This window comes from Microbacterium sp. OVT16B, assembly GCF_019969705.1.
Taxonomy (GTDB): Bacteria; Actinomycetota; Actinomycetes; order Actinomycetales; family Microbacteriaceae; genus Microbacterium; species Microbacterium natoriense.
Genome location: NZ_JAHXZA010000001.1, coordinates 2,279,768 through 2,297,858, shown reverse-complemented (window position 1 = coordinate 2,297,858; position 18,091 = coordinate 2,279,768). Strand labels below are relative to the sequence as shown.

Sequence of the window (18,091 nt, the reverse complement as noted above, 5' to 3'; positions counted from 1 at the left end):
GCGGCCTGTGAGGGATGCGGGAGCCGGTGGAAGCCGGTTCCCGCATCCGTGTGGTCAACCGCTCTTGCGTCGGAACTCGCGCCGCGTCTGCGGGGCGGGCGCGCCATGGACGGCGGAGTCGCCGTCGAGGTGGGCCTCGCCCTGCCGGTGGTGCGCGTTCTTCTTCTCGAGCGCTTCCTTGAACTTGCGCTTCATGTCCTCGGTCGAGGACGCGCCTTCTTCGGTGCTCATGTCCGCCAGCCTAGGGCACGCCCCCGCCGGTCGGCTGTTCACTTCCGCAGTCTGCGGGTCGACAGGTCGATCGCCGCGCCGAGACCGACCGCGACGACGATCGAGACGAGCACCGCCGCCACGGGGCCGCCGGGGATCAGCGTGGCCACGATCGCCCCGACCGAGGCCTGATAGGCGGCCCACCCCAGTGCGGCGAGGAAGACGAGGGCCAGGTAGCGGGGAGGGTGGATGCGCGAGGCTCCGGCCACGAGATTGATCGCGAGTCGGGCGAAGGGCACGAACCTCGCCGTGAAGAGCACCGTGGCCGTTCCCGTGTCGAGCCGGCGCCGAGCCCACGCGAGAGCCTGCTGCACCCTGGCGGCGCGCATCCACCGCCAGCGCTCCGTGCCGACCGTGCGCCCGATCAGATAGCAGGCGGCGTCTCCGGCCGCGGCGGCGATGCCCGCGCAGCCGATCACCGCCCAGAGGGGAGGGGTGCCGGACGACGCGGAGATCGCACCGAGCGCGGTGACGGCGATCTCCCCGGGGATCACCACGAAGAAGGCATCGCCCAGGACGAGGAGGCTCATCACGGCGAGGGCCCACGGGGTGGAGAGCAGATCGAGCGGCACGGCTCCAGAGTGCGCGGCTCAGGTGAACGGCAACCAACGGCGGGATAGCCGGTGACGGGCGCTCCAGCATCCGGTGAACATCTGGTGCCCAGAGCTGTTTCGGGCGCCGAGGCCCTCGAGACGACGGCATCCTGAGCGTGTGAGAGTCGCGATCGTGACAGAGTCCTTCCTTCCGCACATGAACGGTGTCACCGGATCCGTGCTGCAGATCCTGAGGCACCTCGAGCGCACGGGCCATGAGGCGCACGTGATCGCACCGGATGCCGTCGGCATCCCCGACTCCGTGCACGGAGCGATCGTCGAGTCGATCCCCAGCCTCCCGCTGCCCGGCTATCGCAACGTCAGGGTGGGCACGTCCCCGGCGCACCGCGTCGCGGCATCCCTGCGCCGGTTCCAGCCGGACGTCGTGCATCTGGCCTCGCCGTTCGCCCTGGGGTGGCGCGGAGTGCTCGCGGCCGAGCGTCTGGGCATCGCCTCGGTCGCCGCCTACCAGACCGATGTCGCCGCGTACACGGAGCGCTACCGCATCGCCGCCACCACCGGCATCGCGCAGACGCACATCGCACGGCTGCATCGCAGGGCCACGCTCACGCTCGCGCCATCGGCGGATTCCGCCCATCAGCTCGCGAGGCTCGGCGTCGACAGGGTACGGCGATGGGGGAGAGGGGTGGATGCCGAGCGCTTCCAGCCGCTGCGACGCGACCCCGCCCTGCGGGGGTCCTGGGGTGCGGAGACCGTGATCGGCTACGTCGGCAGGCTCGCCCCGGAGAAGCAGGTCGAGGACCTCGTCGCGCTGCGCGGGATCCCCGGCACCCGACTGGTGGTCGTCGGCGACGGTCCGAGCAGACAGCGGCTGGAGGCTCTCCTTCCCGAGGCGCTGTTCCTCGGCCATCTCGACGGCGATGCGCTCGCCGCGGCGCTGGCCTCGTTCGACGTCTTCGTGCACCCGGGGGAGAGCGAGACGTTCGGGCAGACCCTTCAGGAGGCCCACGCGAGCGGCGTCCCCGTCGTCGCCACGGGGCGCGGCGGCCCCCTCGACCTCGTGCGCATGGGCATCGACGGATGGCTCTACCGACCCGGCGACCTCGACGATCTGCGGATGCGCGTGGCCGATCTCGCCGGCGACGTCCGCAAGCGCAGAGCCTTCGGGGAAGCCGGGCACGAGGCCGTACAGGGGCGCAGCTGGGCCGGCGTATGCGACCAGCTGCTTTCGCACTTCGACGACGCGATGCTCCTGGGGGCAGTGGACCGCGGCCTGCGCGCTCGCCGCGTGGTCAGGCCGGAGCGGTCGACGCCGGCCCCGCAGACGCGCTGGCGGCGCTACGTCGCCCTCGGCGACTCCCTGACCGAGGGGCTGTGCGATCCGGCGCCGGACGGCGCACTGCGGGGCTGGGCGGATCGCCTCGCGCTGCTGCTCGCGGCCCGCGGAGGACTGCACTACGCGAACCTCGCGATCCGCTCGAAGCGGGTGTCGGACGTGTGCGGCCCCCAGCTGGAGCGAGCGCTGCAGCTCCGCCCAGACCTCGTGTCGATCCTCGTCGGGGCGAACGACCTGGTGAAGCCGAACGTCGACGTCCCTGGCCTTGCACGACGGGTCGAGGACGCGGTGGAGCGCCTCAGAGCGTGCGGCGCGGACGTGGTGCTCGTCACCCCCTTCCTCCCCGGACGCCGCGCGGCGGCGATCTACACGCGACGGTTCGCCGCCTTCGCGACCGCGCTGAGCGGAGTCGCCGCGCGCACGGGCGCGATCCTCATCGACACCGATCTGCATCCGTCGCTGCGAGACCGGCCCAACTGGGGGGAGGACCTCGTGCACCTCAGCAGCAGAGGGCACCGGTTCCTCGCGTACCGCGCCGGTGAGGTGCTCGGCGTGCCGCACGCGGAGGCGCTCGGAACGCTGGACGCCGCTCTGCACGAGCACGAGCCGATCGGTGCAGGGGTCTGGTGGCGCCGCCACGCGCTGCCCTGGGTCTGGCGTCGGCTTCACGGACGCGCCGCGGGAGACGGCAGGTCGGCGAAGCACGACGACTACGTGTACCTCGGACGCTCGTCGGTGCAGAGCGCGGTGGAGGTGCGCTGACCTGTACCCCGCGGCACGTGCTCGCGGGGCAGGGGCTTTCTCGCTAGCGGCGGCCCATGCCGTGGTACGTCCACCCGGCGGCACGCCATGCGGCCGAGTCGAGGCAGTTGCGACCGTCGATGACGATGCGCTTCGAGACCAGCGCACCGGCGTGTTCAGGAGTGAGATCGCGGCGGTACTCGTCCCATTCGGTCACGATGACGACCGCATCGGCGTCTCGAAGAGCCTCGTCCCTCTCCCGCGTGTAGGAGAGCTGCGGATGCACCGCGGCGGCGTTCTCGGTCGCGGCGGGGTCGGTGACGATCACGTCCGCGCCGAGACCCCGCAGCCGTATGGCGACGTCGAGGGCAGGGGAATCGCGGATGTCGTCGCTGAACGGCTTGAAGGCCGCTCCGAGCACGGCGATGCGGGCGCCGAACACGAGCCCGCCCAGCGCATCGACCACGAGACGGACGGCGCGCTCGCGCCGCCGCAGATTGATCGCGTCCACCTCGTGCAGGAAGCCCACGGCCTCGCGGCGGCCCAGCTCCTCCGCGCGTGCGGCGAAGGCCCTGATGTCCTTGGGCAGGCAGCCGCCGCCGAACCCGATGCCCGAGCCGAGGTAGCGTCGCCCGATCCGCGTGTCGTGGCCGAGGGCGTCGGCGAGAAGCGCCACATCCGCGCCGGCGGCCTCCGCGATCTCCGCCATCGCGTTGATGAAGGAGATCTTCGTGGCGAGGAACGCGTTGGCGGCTCCCTTGACCAGCTCGGCGGTGGCGAGATCCGTCACGAGGAACGGCGTCCCGGCATCCACGGCGGGGCGGTACACCTCCCGGAGCAGATCGGCGGCGCTCTCCCCGTCTGCGCCGTCCGGCACTCCCGCCACGATGCGGTCGGGCGAGATGGTGTCGTGCACGGCCCATCCCTCGCGCAGGAACTCCGGATTCCACACCACGGTGGCCCCGGTCTCCGCGACCTTCGCGGCGAGGCGGGTCGCGGTGCCGACGGGGACGGTGGATTTGCCGGCGAGCACGTCCCCGGGTCGGAGGTGCGGGAGGAGCGAGTCGACCGCGGCATCCACGAACCGCAGGTCGGCGGCCTGCCCACCCGCGACCTGTGGGGTGCCGACGGCGAGGAAGTGCACGGCGGAGCCTGCGGCATCCGCCATGCGCGCGCTGAAGTGCAGGCGCCCTGACGCGAGTCCCTCCTGCAGCAGCTCGGTCAGCTGCGGCTCGAAGAAGGGGGCGACGCCGTCGGAGAGAGAGGAGATCTTCCGCTCGTCGACGTCGATGCCGATGACGTCGTGTCCGATCGAGGCCATCGCCGCGGCGTGCACGGCACCGAGGTACCCGCAGCCGATCACTGACATGCGCATGGGTACAGACCAGCGGATGCCGGCCACGCCGCGGCGTCCGCCGGCTGAACGGTCGATGACCGGGGAGTGTCCGATCCGCGATGCCCCCGGCGCCACGTCGGAATCCGCCCCTCGCTGGTAGGGTGGAGGAGTTGACGTGTGTCAACCCCACAACTTCATATCGACTCATGGAGCGATCGGCGGAGAAGCTGGTCCCCTGTGGTGGGTTCCTCGGCGATCGTCGGGTGGCTTTCTACTGGTGGCCAGCGCAGGCGACATTCGCGGGAGTGCCCGCGCGCCCGAACCCTGCCCTTCCGCTCCTTCATGAACACGCTCGCGCGTCATACGGATTCGCGAGTCTAAACAAAGAAGGAGAGACCTCTTGGAAGGTCCTGAAATCACCGCCACCGAGGCCGTTCTCGACAACGGCCGCTTCGGCACCCGCACCATCCGCTTCGAGACCGGCCGCCTCGCGCAGCAGGCTCAGGGCGCAGTCGCCGCGTACCTCGACGGCGAGACCATGCTCCTCTCGGCCACCAGCGCAGGCAAGCACCCGCGCGAGGGCTTCGACTTCTTCCCGCTGACGGTCGACGTCGAGGAGCGCTCCTACGCCGCCGGCAAGATCCCCGGCTCGTTCTTCCGTCGCGAGGGCCGCCCCTCCACCGAGGCGATCCTGGTCTGCCGTCTGATCGACCGCCCGCTGCGTCCGTCGTTCGTCGACGGCCTGCGCAACGAGGTCCAGATCGTCATCACCGTCCTGTCGATCGCTCCCGGAGAGTTCTACGACGCTCTGGCGATCAACGCGGCCTCCGCGTCGACCCAGATCTCGGGTCTGCCGTTCTCCGGCCCCGTCGCCGGTGTGCGCCTCGCGTTCATCCCGGGTCACGGCGAGCACGCCGACCAGTGGGTCGCGTTCCCGACCGCCGAGCAGGTGTCCGAGGCCGTGTTCGATCTGATCGTCGCCGGTCGTGTCGTCACCAAGTCCGATGGCACGGAAGACGTCGCCATCATGATGGTCGAGGCTGAGGCCACCGAGGGCAGCTGGAACCTCATCAAGGCCGGCGCCACCAAGCCGAACGAGGAGATCGTGGCCCAGGGCCTCGAGGCCTCGAAGCCGTTCATCGCCCAGCTCGTCAAGGCTCAGGCCGAGCTCGCCGCCACGGCGTCGAAGGAGCCGGGCGTGTACCCGGTCTTCCCGCCGTACGCCGACGAGGTCCTCGACTTCGTCTCCGAGCGCGCGTTCGCCGAACTCACCGACGTGTACCAGATCGCCGACAAGGTCGAGCGCCAGAACGCCGACGACGCGATCAAGGACCGCGTCAAGGCCGAGCTCACCGCAGCGGTCGAGGCGGGCACGCTGCCCGAGTCGGCACTGGGCGAGTTCTCCGCCGCCTACAAGTCGGTCACGAAGAAGATCGTCCGCGGTCGCATCCTGACCGAGAGCGTCCGCATCGACGGTCGCGGCCTGGCGGACATCCGTCCGCTCGACGCCGAGGTGCAGGTCATCCCGCGCGTCCACGGCTCCGCGATCTTCCAGCGCGGTGAGACCCAGATCCTGGGCGTCACCACGCTGAACATGCTCAAGATGGAGCAGCAGATCGACTCGCTGTCCCCGACGACGAGCAAGCGCTACATGCACCACTACAACTTCCCGCCCTACTCGACCGGTGAGACCGGCCGCGTGGGGTCGCCGAAGCGTCGCGAGATCGGGCACGGCTTCCTCGCCGAGCGCGCACTCGTGCCGGTGCTGCCGAGCCGCGAGGAGTTCCCCTACGCGATCCGTCAGGTCTCCGAGGCGCTCAGCTCCAACGGCTCGACCTCGATGGGCTCCGTCTGCGCGTCCACCCTGTCGCTGCTGAACGCGGGTGTGCCGCTGCGCGCCCCCGTCGCCGGCATCGCGATGGGCCTCGTCTCCGACGAGGTCGACGGCGAGACCCGCTACGCGGCGCTGACCGACATCCTTGGTGCTGAGGATGCTCTCGGCGACATGGACTTCAAGGTCGCCGGCACGAGCGAGTTCGTCACGGCGATCCAGCTCGACACGAAGCTCGACGGCATCCCGTCGTCGGTGCTCGCGGGCGCGCTGACCCAGGCCCGCGAGGCCCGTCTGACGATCCTCAACGTCCTGAACGCCGCGATCGACGCTCCCGACGAGATGGCGCCGACCGCGCCTCGCGTCATCAGCGTCCAGATCCCGGTCGACAAGATCGGCGAGCTGATCGGCCCGAAGGGCAAGACGATCAATGCGATCCAGGACGAGACCGGCGCTCAGATCTCCATCGAGGAGGACGGCACCGTCTACATCGGCGCGACCGACGGCCCCTCGGCCGAGGCCGCCCGCGCCCAGGTCAACGCGATCGCCAACCCGACCAACCCCGAGGTCGGCGAGCAGTTCCTCGGAACCGTCGTGAAGATCGCCACCTTCGGCGCCTTCATCTCGCTGCTCCCGGGCAAGGATGGCCTGCTGCACGTCACCGAGGTGCGCAAGCTCGCCGGTGGCAAGCGCGTCGAGAACGTCGAGGACGTCCTGTCCGTCGGCCAGAAGATCCTCGTGAAGATCACGAAGATCGACGACCGCGGCAAGCTGTCGCTCGAGCCCGTCCTCGACGACGCTCCGGCGGCCGACGCGGCTCCTGCGGAGGACACCGCCGCCGAGTAAGCATCGATGCTCGCACGGAACCCGGCTCCTCCTCCGTGGAGGGGCCGGGTTCCGTCGTATTCGATGTGACCAAAACGTTACGGGAAGTTTCCGCGGCGTTCGCCGGAATGGACGGCCCGTTCCCAGATGTCGCTTACCCTCGAAGTACGCACCGGGGGGTGCACACACAAGCAGTGACGCAGGTCGGAACGCACCGATCGACGCGGGGGTGAAAGTATGCGGTTGTTCAGCGTAGGCGCAGGGGCGCCGGTCGAGCGTGCACAGCACGAGACCGCTGAGCACCCGTCCGCGCCCATTCCGATCGTCGGCCCAGGCGTCGGCGAGAACATTCGCGTCTCGCTCGGCGAGACGGGCTTCGAGACGTTCCCCCTCATGCTCGGAGCCGCCGAGTTCGGCTGGAACGTCGATCTCGAGACCAGCCACGGCATCCTCGACCGCTACATCGAGTTCGGCGGCAACGCGATCCACACCGCCGACGGGTTCTCCGGCGGTCGCAGCGAGCACATCATCGGCCAGTGGCTGCGTTCTCGCGGGCTCCGCGACCGCACCCTGCTGAGCGTCCGCATCGGCGCTCACGCCGACAACCCCGGCCTCGGTTCGGTGAACCTGGTGCGCGCCGTGGAGGGTTCGCTCACGCGACTCGGCGTCGAGCGCATCGACGTGCTGTACCTCGACGCCACGCTCGACGTCACGACCAACCTCGAAGACACGCTCGCCACGGTGGAGTGGCTCGTCGAGGCCGGGAAGATCGGTTCGGTCGGCGCCTTCGGCTTCTCGCCGGAGCGCCTCGTCGAAGCGCGCATCCTCGCCTCCGCGGGCTATCCGCGCATCGAGGTCATCGATGCGCCGTACAACCTCGTCCGCCGTCAGCCGTTCGAGGGCGACCTGCGTCTGGTCGCCGGCGCGCAGAACCTGGCGGTCACGCCGTCGCACGCGCTGGAGCACGGCTTCCTGTCCGGTCGCCACCGCAGCAAGGCGCTCGCATCCCAGGGGGTTCGGGGCGAGCAGCTGAGGAGCCACCTCAACCGTCGGGGCATCAAGATCCTGCGGGCGCTCGACCAGGTCGCGACCGAGCTGTCGGTGCCCGTCGCCGCCGTCTCGATCGCCTGGCTGCTCGCTCAGCGCACCATCGCGGCGCCGATCGTGAACACCTTCGCGACCGATCACGTCGACGAGCTCATGCAGGGCGCAGGGGTCACGCTGTCCCGCGCGCAGGTCGCCGACCTCACTCGAGCGGGCAACTGAGCGTCGTCACGCGACCGTCACATACCTGGCATATGGTGGAGTGAAGCCCGGCAGATGCTGGCGATGAAGCGAGCGAGTTGTGACGCACTACATATATCTGGTCAGACACGGTGAACATCAGGATGCCGAGCACGGCCTCGCCGACGGACCCCTCTCGCCCAGGGGGCAGCGTCAGGCGGAGCTGATCGCCGACCGCCTCTCCGGGCTCCCTCTCGACGCGGTGTGGCATTCGCCGCTGCTGCGGGCGAACGAGACGGCGCGTGCGGTCGCCGAGCGCCTCCCGTCCGTCGACCCCGAGCCGACGGCGCTGCTCTTCGACTGCGTACCCACCGGCATGACGGAGGAGACGCCTGCGGCGTTCGAGCCCTTCTTCGGCTCGGTCACCGAGGCGGAGATCGAGGCGGGCGGTGCGCAGATGGCAGACGCGGTCAACGAGTTCCTCGTGCGCAAGACCGGTGACGTGCACGAGGTGCTCATCACGCACAACTTCGTGATCTCCTGGTTCGTCCGGGAGGTGCTGGGCGCGCCCGAGTGGCGCTGGATGACCCTCAACCAGGCCCACTGCGGGCTCACCGTGATCGCTCAGAAGCAGGGGCGTCCCTGGACGCTCCTCACGCACAACGACACCGGGCACCTCCCGGTGGAGCTCCGCACGGGCATCCCCGACGGCATGCCCGTCTGAGCAGGAGACGCGAACTGCGGGCGGATTCCGCTGCGGACCGGGCGCTGCTCCACCCGAAATAGACTGGACCCATGACCCAGCACGTTGCACTCGTCGGCGGAACCGGAAAGCTCGGGAAGATCATCCACGCGGTGATCGACGAGCTCGACGGGATCGAGGTGAGCCGCGTGCTGACGTCGTCGAGCGACCTCTCGGAGATGGACGGCGTCGATCTCGTCATCGACGCGACGACGCCCCAGATCAGCATCGACGTCGTGCGCGCAGCGGTCGAACGCGGCATCAACGTGCTCGTCGCCACCTCCGGCTGGTCGGCGGAGCGCATCGCTCTCGTCCGTCCGCTCGTCGAGGCCGCGGGGACGGGCACCGTGTTCATCCCGAACTTCTCGCTGGGGTCGGTGCTGGGCTCGGCTCTCGCCGCGGCGGCCGCCCCGTTCTTCGGCTCTGCCGAGATCATCGAGGCTCACCACGCCTCGAAGATCGATTCCCCCAGTGGCACCGCCGTGCGCACGGCGGAGCTGATCGCCGCTGCGCGTGCGGAGCAGGGGCCGGTGAGCGCCCCGCACGCCGACCAGCGCGCCCGGGGCCAGCAGGTCGGCAGTGTGCCGATCCACTCGCTGCGGCGCCCCGGGGTCATCGCGAAGCAGGAGGTCATCCTCTCCGGACCGGGGGAGTCGCTGACGTTCACGCACGACACCGTCGACTCCGCTCTCGCCTACGCCCCCGGCATCCGCCTGGCCGTGCCGCATGCGTTGACCGCGACCGGCGTGGTCGTGGGGCTGGAGAACATGATCGACATCGGCATCCGATCATGATGTCGCGCATCGGCGTCGCCGTGATGGGCGCCTGCCTGGCGCTGTATCTCGTCGTCGTGGGGCAGCGCGCCATCGTCATGCTGACGACGGGCGAGCCCATCGCCATCGCGATCGGCGTTGCGCTCCTGGTGATGCCGCTGATCGGCGCATGGGCGCTCTATCGCGAGACGCGCTTCGGGTTCGCCGCTGATCGGCTGGGTCGTGCGCTCGACGCCGAGGGCGGGATGCCGGAGGCGGAGGGCGAGGTCAGCGCGAGCGGACGTCTGCCCCGCGAGGACGTGGAGCCGATGATCGCGAAGTACACCGCGGCCGCCGAGGAGGCGCCGGACGACTGGCGTGCACGCTATCGGCTCGGTGTGGTGCAGGATGCCGCCGGGCGCCGCAAGGACGCCCGGGCCAGCATCCGCGAGGCGATCCGCCTCGAACGCGCCTGATCAGGCGAGCGTCGCCTCGAGGGTGATCTCGATGCCCGCGAGCGCCTGAGAGACGGGGCAGCCGACCTTGGCGCCCTCGGCGATCTCCTGGAACTGCTCGGGGGTGAGCCCCGGCACGGAGGCGTTCACGTTGAGGTGGCTGCCGGTGATGCCGGTGCCGGGCTTGAAGGTGACCGATGCGCTCGTGTTCACGCGCTCCGGCGGGGTGCCGTTCTCGGCGAGGGCGTGCGAGAGCGCCATGCTGAAGCAGGACGCATGGGCGGCCGCGATGAGCTCCTCCGGCGTGGTGGTGGTGTCGCTGCCTTCGCTGCGGGCCTTCCAGTCGATCGGGAAGGTGCCCAGGTTCGACGACGAGAACGCGACGGTGCCCGAGCCTTCCATGAGCGATCCGGTCCAGGTGCTGGTGGCTTCGCTGGTGACGGGCATGGTGACCTCCGGTTCTCGCACTGCCCGAGCGGCAGCGTCGCGTCCCGGCCAGCCTACCTACCGGGGCGACCCTGCGGAACAGCGCGCTCAGGCGGGGGAGGCGGCCCTGCCGACGAGTCCTGCGCGCTGGAGCAGCAGGTAGAGCTGGCAGCCCAGGCAGAGTCCGAACGCGGCGTTCAGGAAGGCGGCGACGAAGGCGGCGGCCGTCGCGATGGGGAGGGCCCACGGCACGCCGAGCAGGTGGAGCACGAGTCCGATCGTGACCACGAAGAGACCCACTCCCTGAGCGAATCGCGGAGGGCGCGGGTCTTCGAGCTCGGTCGGGGGAGCGAGGCGAGGGCGCACGGCCCTGCGGAAGAGAACGCCCCAGGGGGCGGTCGACGGCGACACGACGCTCCACAGGAAGAGGAGGGCGATCACGAGCGTGAGCAGGAACGCGGGGTCGAGAGCACGCTGCACGAGAGACGCGGATGAGAGCGCCCACCCGTCCGAGGGGAACGTCGCGTCCGCCAGCGGCTGATAGGCGAACCAGCCGAAGGTCGCGGTGGTCGCCCGGGCGGTGGATATCCCGATGAGTCCGAGGAACGTGGCCGCGAGCAGCAGCACGGTCGTGATCGTCGCGGCGAAGCGGGGGCCGCGGGGGTCGATGCCGGCGGGAGTGGACATGGGGGACTCCAGACTGCGCCTCAGACGGCGGCGAGGGCTTCGGTGAGGGCGTGCCGGTGCGGTACGCCGTTGAATCGTGCGCGGACGGCTCCCGAGCCGTCGACGAGGAACGTCGTCGGCGTCTGCAGCACCCGGTAGCGGGTGGACAGGTCGGGGCGATGGGTCAGGTCGACCTCGATGTGAGCGAGCCCGTCGTCCTGCGTGGCGATCGTGCTGAGCATCCGCCTGACCTGCGGGCACCGCGCGCACATCTCCGTGCTGAACTGCACGAGCGTGGCCTTGGCGCCCAGCTCTGCGGCGGCATCCGCGGGGTCGAATCGCAGATGTCCGCCCCCTCTCCGGCGCCCGTCGAGCACGCGCAGGACCACTCCGACGAGCACGGCGACCACGAGGAGGACTCCCGCGATCGCGAGGGCGAGCAGTGGCGACATGCGAAGAGCGTACGTCCGTCCCGCCCCCGACAGGGTCGATGTTTCGGAGTAAGACGCCCGAGCTCGTTCCGCGTGGGGACGGTAGTCTGGCTGTCATGAGCGAAGCCGTCCTGACGCCGTACGAAGACCTGCTCCGCGACGTGCTGGAGACCGGCACGCACAAGTCGGATCGCACCGGAACCGGCACGACGAGCGTGTTCGGACGGCAGATCCGCTTCGACCTCGCGAAGGGCTTCCCGCTCATCACCACGAAGCGCGTGCACTTCAAGTCCATCGCCTACGAACTGCTCTGGTTCCTGCGCGGCGACTCGAACGTGCGATGGCTGCAGGAGAACGGCGTCACCATCTGGGACGAATGGGCGGATGCCGAGGGCGACCTCGGTCCTGTCTATGGAGTGCAGTGGCGCTCGTGGCCGACGCCGGACGGCGAGAGCATCGACCAGCTGTCCGAGGTGATCGAGCAGATCAGGGCCACCCCTGACTCGCGTCGGCTCATCGTGTCGGCCTGGAACCCCGCCGACATCCCCGACATGGCGCTGGCTCCATGCCACGCCCTGTTCCAGTTCTACGTCGCCGACGGCAAGCTGTCGTGCCAGCTGTATCAGCGCAGCGCCGATCTCTTCCTCGGAGTCCCGTTCAACATCGCCTCCTACGCGCTCCTCACGCTGATGGTCGCGCAGCAGGTCGGCCTCGAGCCCGGCGACTTCGTCTGGACCGGTGGCGACTGCCACATCTACGACAACCACGTCGAGCAGGTGCGCGAGCAGCTCTCGCGCGAGGCGTATCCCTATCCGACGCTCCGCTTCGCGCGGACGCCCGAGTCGATCCTCGATTACCGATACGAGGACTTCGTCGTCGAGGACTACCAGCACCACGCTCCGATCCGCGCGGCGGTGGCCGTATGACGTGGGTGGGCCTGATCTGGGCGGAGGCGCACGGAGGCGTCATCGGCGCCGAGGGGGGGATGCCGTGGCATGTTCCCGAGGACCTCGCGCACTTCAAGGACGTGACGCTCGGCGCGCCCGTCGTGATGGGCCGCAAGACCTGGGATTCGCTGCCGGAGCGGTTCCGTCCGCTTCCCGGGCGCGAGAACATCGTCATCACGCGACAGCAGGACTGGGCGGGGGAGGGTGCGCGGCGAGCAGCCACCGTCGCCGAGGCGGTCCGCGGCCAGGAGCGGGTATGGGTCATCGGCGGCGCCGAGATCTTCCGCCAGGTGTCGGCGGATGCCGACCGTCTCGAGGTGACGGAACTCGACGTCGACGTCGCGGGCGACGCCTACGCTCCGTCGAAGGCGGGGTGGCGTCTCGTCGACGAGGGGGAGTGGCAGACCTCCCGCACCGGCATCCGCTACCGCTTCCTCGGATACGAGCGCTGAGATGCCCACCGCACTGATCACCGGAGCCAGCGCCGGCCTTGGCGCCGAGTTCGCCCGCCAGCTGGCCCGTCGTCGTGCCGACCTGATCCTGGTCGCGCGTTCCGTCGACGCCCTCGAGGAGTTCGCGACCGAGCTGCGAGGAGCGCACGGCGTCGCCGTCGAGGTGCTCCCCGCTGACCTCGCCGTCGAGGGGGACGTCGAGCGGGTGGCCGCCCGGCTTGTCGACACTGCGGACCCCGTCGATCTGCTCGTCAACAACGCCGGCTTCGGCCTTCCGCTGCAGTTCGCCGACAACGACATCGCCGACGAGGTGCGCCATCTCCGTGTGCACGTCGAGGCCTCCATGCGCCTCATGCACGCCGCCCTGCAGACGATGCGCGGTCGCGGCGGCAGGATCATCAACGTCGCCTCGGTCGCCGGCTTCATCTCCCGTTCCACCTACTCGGCGTGCAAGAGCTGGCTGATCGGCTTCAGCCGCTGGGCGAACGCGGAGTACGCACGCGACGGAGTGACCGTGACGGCCCTGTGCCCGGGATTCGTGCACACGACCTTCCACGAGCGCATGGGACTCGAACAGGGGCACGAGGGCGTGCCGAGCATCCTGTGGCTGCAGGCTCCCGATGTCGTGCGCGCGGGTCTGCGCGACGCGGCGCGCGGCAGGGCGGTCTCGATCCCGTCCCTGCGCTACAAGGCCGTCGTCGCTCTGACGCGCATCCTCCCGCGTGGGCTCACCTCGGGTGTCGCGCGCCGAGGACGGGTCTGAGGACGGGGATCAGCGGAAGCGTCCGAGGCGGATCCCGGCGTACGCGATCGCGGCGACCGTCTCGCCATCGGTGATGCGTCCGTCCGCGATCATCGACAGCACCTCCGTGAACGGAACCCGCGTGACGGCTGCGATGCCCTCCTCGGCCTGACTGTGCATCGGGTCATCGGCCGCACGCCGGAGGCCACGGGCGAGGAACACGTGCTCCGGCGCATCCGCGATGCCGTTCAGGGCGTTCATGGTGCCGATCGCGGTCCACTCCGACGCCTCGAGCCCCGTCTCCTCGAGGAGCTCCCGGCGTGCGGCGACCAGCGGATCCTCGCCGTCGCTGCCGCCCGCGGGGACCTCGATCGATGTTCCGGTGGTGTACCGGTCGAGCGTGACCAGGCAGATGCGGTCCTCGTCGTCGACGGCCACCACGAACACGGCGGGATTCCTCATCGTCACCACGCCGTAGATGCCGTCGCCCGCAGGACCCGTGACCCGGTCCTCCCTGACCGAGATCCAGCTGTTCGCGTAGACCGTCGTCGATTCGTGCGTCTCCCAGACCATGGGACGAGCCTAGGCGCCCGGTCTGCCTAGGATCGACTCATGGGCTGGTTCGGGAGGAAGCGCGATCCCCAGGACGCGAACGAGATGCTGCGGCGGTACAACGACGCGGAGGCCGCCCGTCTGGCCGGGCTGGCGAACGGCACGTCAGCGGATGCCGCACGGCCGTCGTTCTCCGCAGCGGGATCTGTGGCGGAGTTCGCGGTGGAGGACGTCTTCACCATCACCGGCCGCGGACAGGTCGCCACCGGCACGGTCTCGTCAGGCGTGCTACATGTCGGTGACGCGGTGACCGTGCACCGCGGCGCGTCCGAGGTCGCGGTCTCGGAGATCACCGGCATCGAGATGTTCCGCAAGAAGGCGAACGAGGCGACCGTCGGGACGATGGCAGGGCTCCTGCTCCGAGGGAAGCTCGACATCGCCCGAGGCGACGTCATCCGGGCTCGTTCGTCAGCGTGAGCGGCATCCGAACCGATACGCTGGAGGCATGACGCACTCGGGCAACCCCTTCGGACAGGTTCTCGTCGCGCTCGTCACTCCGATGACGGCCGACGGCGAAGTCGACTGGCCCGCCGTCGAGAAGCACATGGATGACGTCATCACCGCGGGTGCTGACGGCATCGTCGTGACGGGAACGACCGGCGAGACCTCCACTCTGACCGACCCTGAGAAGCTCAAGCTCGTCGAGGTCGGCAAGTCCGTGTCGGCGGGACGCGCGAAGATCATCACCGGCGGCGGGTCCAACGAGACCGCGCACGCGATCGAGCTGTACAAGGCCAGCGAGAAGGCCGGCGCCGACGGCATCATGATCGTCACGCCGTACTACAACAAGCCGACCCAGGCGGGCATCCTCACGCACTTCCGGCTCGTCGCCGACGCCACCGACCTGCCGGTGATCCTCTACGACATCCCCGGCCGCACCGGCGTGCCCATCAAGTACGAGACGATCCTGCGCCTCGCGAAGCACCCCAACATCCTCGCCGTGAAAGACGCCAAGGGCGACTTCTCCGAGGTCAGCAGGGTGCTCAACCAGACCGACCTGATGTACTTCTCGGGCGATGACGCGAACGTGCTCCCGCACCTCGCGATCGGCGCGACGGGCCTCATCGGCGTCACCGCGAACATCACCTCCACCCCGTACCGCACCATCGTCGACGCGGTGAACCGCGGCGACCTCGCCACGGCGACCGCAGAGCACAAGCGCCTCGAGCCGCTCGTGCGCGCCGCGATGACGCATGTGCCCGGCACAGTGGCGGCGAAGTACATCCTGCACGGACTCGGCCGCATCTCGAGCCCGCGCGTCCGTCTGCCCCTGGTCGGTCCGGAGGAGTGGGAGGCCGCCCTCATCGAGGACGAGCTCGCTCTCGTCACGGACGTGCCGGGCGCAGACTTCTCGAACTTCCGCCCCGACCGCAACGCGGCTGCGGGCGGCGCCCTGCCCAAGGTGCACGGCACGACGCGCTGACCCGCGTCGCCATGAACGAACGGACGCGCACAGTGTCCGACTGAGGAGACAGCATGTCCATCCCCATCGCAGATCCTGCCGCACTCGACGAGGGGACCCTGCGCGTCACGCCGCTCGGCGGTCTCGGCGAGATCGGTCGCAACATGACCATCTTCGAGTTCGACGGCAAGATCCTCATCGTCGACTGCGGTGTGCTCTTCCCCGAGGAGCACCAGCCAGGCGTCGACCTGATCCTTCCCGACTTCGAGCCGATCAGGCACCGCCTCGATGACATCGTCGGCGTCGTGCTGACGCACGGCCACGAGGACCACATCGGCGCCGTCCCCTATCTGCTGCGCATGAAGAGCGACATCCCGCTGATCGGCTCGGGGCTGACCCTCGCCCTCGTCGAGGCGAAGCTCAAGGAGCACCGGATCAAGGCATTCACCCTGACGGTGAAGGAGGGGCAGCAGGAGAAGGTCGGCCCCTTCGACCTCGAGTTCGTCGCGGTGAACCACTCGATCCCCGATGCACTCGCCGTCGTGATCCGCACGCCCGCGGGCATGGTGCTCGCCACCGGCGACTTCAAGATGGACCAGCTCCCGCTCGACGGACGCATCACGGATCTCCGTGCGTTCTCGCGCCTGGGTGAAGAGGGCGTCGACCTCTTCCTCGTGGACTCGACGAACGCCGACGTGCCGGGGTTCACTCCGACCGAGCGGTCGATCGGCCCCGTGCTCGATCAGGTGATCGGCAAGGCTCCTCGTCGAGTGATCGTCGCGAGCTTCTCCAGCCACGTGCACCGCGTGCAGCAGGTCATCGACGCCGCGCACGCGCACGGGCGCCGTGTCGCGTTCCTCGGACGCTCGATGGTGCGCAACATGACCATCGCCGAGCAGCTGGGCTACCTCAAGGTGCCCGACAACGTGCTGATCGACTTCAAGAAGGCGCGCGACCTTCCCGACGAGCAGATCGTGTACATGTCGACCGGTTCTCAGGGCGAGCCGATGGCCGTGCTCAGCCGCATGGCCAACATGGACCACGCGATCGAGGTCAGCGAGGGCGACACCGTCATCCTCGCCTCCAGCCTCATCCCCGGCAACGAGAACGCGGTGTACCGCGTGATCGACGGCCTCACCAAGCTCGGCGCGAACGTGGTGCACAAGGCGAACGCCCGCGTGCACGTGTCAGGGCACGCCGCGGCCGGAGAGCTGCTGTACTGCTACAACATCCTCAAGCCGAAGAACGTGCTCCCCGTGCACGGCGAGTACCGCCACCTGATCGCGAACGCCAAGCTCGCGCAGGACACCGGGATCGCCGAGGAGCGCACGATCATCGCCTCGAACGGCACGGTGATCGACCTCAAGGACGGCGACGCCAAGGTCGTCGGACAGCTCGACCTCGGATTCGTGTACGTCGACGGCTCGACGGTCGGAGAGATCACGGACGCCGACCTGAAGGACCGTCGGATCCTCGGCGAAGAGGGCTTCGTCTCGGTCATCGTGGTGGTGGATGCCGGAACCGGTCGCATCATCTCGGGTCCCGAGATCCACGCGCGCGGCATTGCCGAGGACGACTCCGTGTTCGACGACGTCGTGCCGAAGATCGTCGCTGCGCTGAAGGAGGCCTCGGGTAACGGCGTACGCGACACGCACGCGCTGTCGCAGGTCGTGCGACGCACGATCGGGCGCTGGGTCAACCAGAAGCTGCGTCGTCGTCCGATGATCGTCCCTCTCGTCATCGAGGCGTGAGGGCGGGCTCCGACTCACAGGAGCGCGTCATCCGGCTGTAACGGGACCGGCCTAGGCTCTGGTCATGCCAGAGGACTTCACGATCCGCGCCGCCGTCCAGAGCGACGGCAGCTTCCTCGGCGACATGGTCGTCGAAGCCGCGAACTGGCGGGGGCGATCACCTCGTGCTCGGCATGAGATCCTCACCTCCGTCGAGCATCGCCGGTACATCGCCGGGTGGATGAGGCCCGCGGATGCCGGTTTCGTCGCGGTCGACTCCGATGATCGACCGATCGGGGCGGCCTGGTACCGGATGCTGCCGCCGAGCGATCCGGGTCTCGGTTTCGTCGAGACGGCTGTTCCCGAGCTGATCATCGGCGTGCAGCCGATCTGGCGGGCTCACGGCGCAGGGCGAGCCCTGCTGCGACGGCTTCTGAGTCGCGCACGCGAGCAGGGGCACCGGCGGCTCAGCCTGAGCGTGGAGCGCGACAACTTCGCGCGCACTCTCTACCGGTCGGAGGGCTTCGTGGTCACGCACGCTCTGCCCGATCGCGACACCATGGTGCATCGCCTGTCCTGAGCGCCCGGATCACCGGAATGCCGCGTCATTACGCGGC

General features: G+C 69.5%; 20 protein-coding genes. 13 read left to right on the top strand and 7 right to left on the bottom strand.

Features of this window, described 5'->3' with window-relative positions:
* Positions 1 to 54: 54 nt before the first annotated feature.
* Both LC438_RS10985 and LC438_RS10980 read right to left on the bottom strand, forming a co-directional pair.
* Positions 55 to 231, bottom strand: a complete 177-nt coding sequence (locus tag LC438_RS10985; RefSeq protein WP_181155964.1) for a DUF5302 domain-containing protein — start codon at positions 229 to 231, stop codon at positions 55 to 57.
* 38 nt (positions 232 to 269) lie between these two features.
* Positions 270 to 842 carry a DedA family protein gene (locus tag LC438_RS10980; RefSeq protein ID WP_223586584.1) on the bottom strand — a complete coding sequence of 191 codons (573 nt, stop codon included), beginning with the start codon at positions 840 to 842 and terminating at the stop codon, positions 270 to 272.
* Between the two features lie 154 nt (positions 843 to 996).
* On the opposite strand from LC438_RS10980, the gene LC438_RS10975 reads away from it, so the two are divergent.
* The gene (locus tag LC438_RS10975; protein WP_223586583.1) at positions 997 to 2,922 is read left to right on the top strand and encodes a GDSL-type esterase/lipase family protein; all 1,926 of its coding nucleotides are present in this window, start codon (positions 997 to 999) and stop codon (positions 2,920 to 2,922) included.
* 43 nt (positions 2,923 to 2,965) lie between these two features.
* Here LC438_RS10975 and LC438_RS10970 read toward each other — a convergent pair whose 3' ends face one another.
* Positions 2,966 to 4,276 carry a UDP-glucose/GDP-mannose dehydrogenase family protein gene (locus tag LC438_RS10970; protein WP_223586582.1) on the bottom strand — a complete coding sequence of 437 codons (1,311 nt, stop codon included), beginning with the start codon at positions 4,274 to 4,276 and terminating at the stop codon, positions 2,966 to 2,968.
* 361 nt (positions 4,277 to 4,637) lie between these two features.
* Between LC438_RS10970 and LC438_RS10965 the strand changes: the two genes are divergently transcribed.
* The 5 genes from LC438_RS10965 (at position 4,638) to LC438_RS10945 (ending at position 10,087) form a co-directional block, all read left to right on the top strand.
* Positions 4,638 to 6,914, top strand: a complete 2,277-nt coding sequence (locus tag LC438_RS10965) for a polyribonucleotide nucleotidyltransferase (RefSeq protein WP_105676606.1) — start codon at positions 4,638 to 4,640, stop codon at positions 6,912 to 6,914.
* Between the two features lie 216 nt (positions 6,915 to 7,130).
* Entirely contained in the window at positions 7,131 to 8,159 is a 1,029-nt protein-coding gene (locus tag LC438_RS10960; RefSeq protein WP_223586581.1) for an aldo/keto reductase, read from the top strand.
* A 79-nt stretch (positions 8,160 to 8,238) separates the two neighbouring features.
* The gene (locus LC438_RS10955) at positions 8,239 to 8,841 is read left to right on the top strand and encodes a histidine phosphatase family protein (RefSeq protein ID WP_105676605.1); all 603 of its coding nucleotides are present in this window, start codon (positions 8,239 to 8,241) and stop codon (positions 8,839 to 8,841) included.
* Positions 8,842 to 8,912: 71 nt separating this feature from the next.
* Entirely contained in the window at positions 8,913 to 9,653 is a 741-nt protein-coding gene (gene dapB / locus LC438_RS10950) for a 4-hydroxy-tetrahydrodipicolinate reductase (protein WP_223586580.1), read from the top strand.
* Positions 9,650 to 10,087, top strand: coding sequence for a hypothetical protein (locus tag LC438_RS10945; RefSeq protein ID WP_181155963.1), 438 nt, complete (start codon positions 9,650 to 9,652; stop codon positions 10,085 to 10,087). Before dapB ends, LC438_RS10945 begins: the two co-directional genes overlap by 4 nt.
* Here the strand turns inward: LC438_RS10945 and LC438_RS10940 are convergent, their stop codons facing one another.
* The 3 genes from LC438_RS10940 to LC438_RS10930 all read right to left on the bottom strand — a co-directional run bounded on the left by LC438_RS10940 (position 10,088) and on the right by LC438_RS10930 (position 11,610).
* Positions 10,088 to 10,513 carry an OsmC family protein gene (locus LC438_RS10940; protein WP_105676601.1) on the bottom strand — a complete coding sequence of 142 codons (426 nt, stop codon included), beginning with the start codon at positions 10,511 to 10,513 and terminating at the stop codon, positions 10,088 to 10,090. It abuts the gene before it with no gap.
* Positions 10,514 to 10,600: 87 nt separating this feature from the next.
* Positions 10,601 to 11,179 carry a DUF4395 domain-containing protein gene (locus LC438_RS10935; RefSeq protein WP_223586579.1) on the bottom strand — a complete coding sequence of 193 codons (579 nt, stop codon included), beginning with the start codon at positions 11,177 to 11,179 and terminating at the stop codon, positions 10,601 to 10,603.
* Positions 11,180 to 11,199: 20 nt separating this feature from the next.
* The gene (locus LC438_RS10930; RefSeq protein ID WP_223586578.1) at positions 11,200 to 11,610 is read right to left on the bottom strand and encodes a thioredoxin family protein; all 411 of its coding nucleotides are present in this window, start codon (positions 11,608 to 11,610) and stop codon (positions 11,200 to 11,202) included.
* Positions 11,611 to 11,705: 95 nt separating this feature from the next.
* Here LC438_RS10930 and LC438_RS10925 point away from each other — a divergent pair, with 95 nt between their 5' ends.
* From LC438_RS10925 to LC438_RS10915, 3 genes are read left to right on the top strand one after another with little or no spacing between them, the layout of a single operon-like run.
* Positions 11,706 to 12,515, top strand: a complete 810-nt coding sequence (locus LC438_RS10925; RefSeq protein ID WP_223586577.1) for a thymidylate synthase — start codon at positions 11,706 to 11,708, stop codon at positions 12,513 to 12,515.
* Positions 12,512 to 12,988: a dihydrofolate reductase gene (locus LC438_RS10920; RefSeq protein WP_223586576.1), complete on the top strand. Its 477-nt coding sequence runs from the start codon at positions 12,512 to 12,514 to the stop codon at positions 12,986 to 12,988. The genes LC438_RS10925 and LC438_RS10920 overlap by 4 nt, the downstream gene beginning before the upstream one ends.
* Position 12,989: 1 nt before the next feature.
* Positions 12,990 to 13,751, top strand: a complete 762-nt coding sequence (locus LC438_RS10915) for an SDR family oxidoreductase (protein WP_223586575.1) — start codon at positions 12,990 to 12,992, stop codon at positions 13,749 to 13,751.
* A 9-nt stretch (positions 13,752 to 13,760) separates the two neighbouring features.
* On the opposite strand, the gene LC438_RS10910 is transcribed toward LC438_RS10915, so the two are convergent.
* Positions 13,761 to 14,303, bottom strand: coding sequence for an NUDIX hydrolase (locus LC438_RS10910; RefSeq protein ID WP_223586574.1), 543 nt, complete (start codon positions 14,301 to 14,303; stop codon positions 13,761 to 13,763).
* Positions 14,304 to 14,342: 39 nt separating this feature from the next.
* On the opposite strand from LC438_RS10910, the gene LC438_RS18925 reads away from it, so the two are divergent.
* The 4 genes from LC438_RS18925 (at position 14,343) to LC438_RS10890 (ending at position 18,054) form a co-directional block, all read left to right on the top strand.
* Positions 14,343 to 14,759 (top strand): EF-Tu/IF-2/RF-3 family GTPase, encoded by a 417-nt coding sequence (locus tag LC438_RS18925; RefSeq protein ID WP_374197876.1) that lies wholly within the window; start codon positions 14,343 to 14,345, stop codon positions 14,757 to 14,759.
* 28 nt (positions 14,760 to 14,787) lie between these two features.
* Positions 14,788 to 15,765 carry a 4-hydroxy-tetrahydrodipicolinate synthase gene (gene dapA / locus LC438_RS10900; RefSeq protein ID WP_223586573.1) on the top strand — a complete coding sequence of 326 codons (978 nt, stop codon included), beginning with the start codon at positions 14,788 to 14,790 and terminating at the stop codon, positions 15,763 to 15,765.
* A gap of 53 nt (positions 15,766 to 15,818) precedes the next feature.
* Positions 15,819 to 17,495 (top strand): ribonuclease J, encoded by a 1,677-nt coding sequence (locus LC438_RS10895; RefSeq protein ID WP_105676588.1) that lies wholly within the window; start codon positions 15,819 to 15,821, stop codon positions 17,493 to 17,495.
* 64 nt (positions 17,496 to 17,559) lie between these two features.
* Positions 17,560 to 18,054: a GNAT family N-acetyltransferase gene (locus tag LC438_RS10890; RefSeq protein ID WP_105676586.1), complete on the top strand. Its 495-nt coding sequence runs from the start codon at positions 17,560 to 17,562 to the stop codon at positions 18,052 to 18,054.
* Positions 18,055 to 18,091 lie beyond the last annotated feature (37 nt).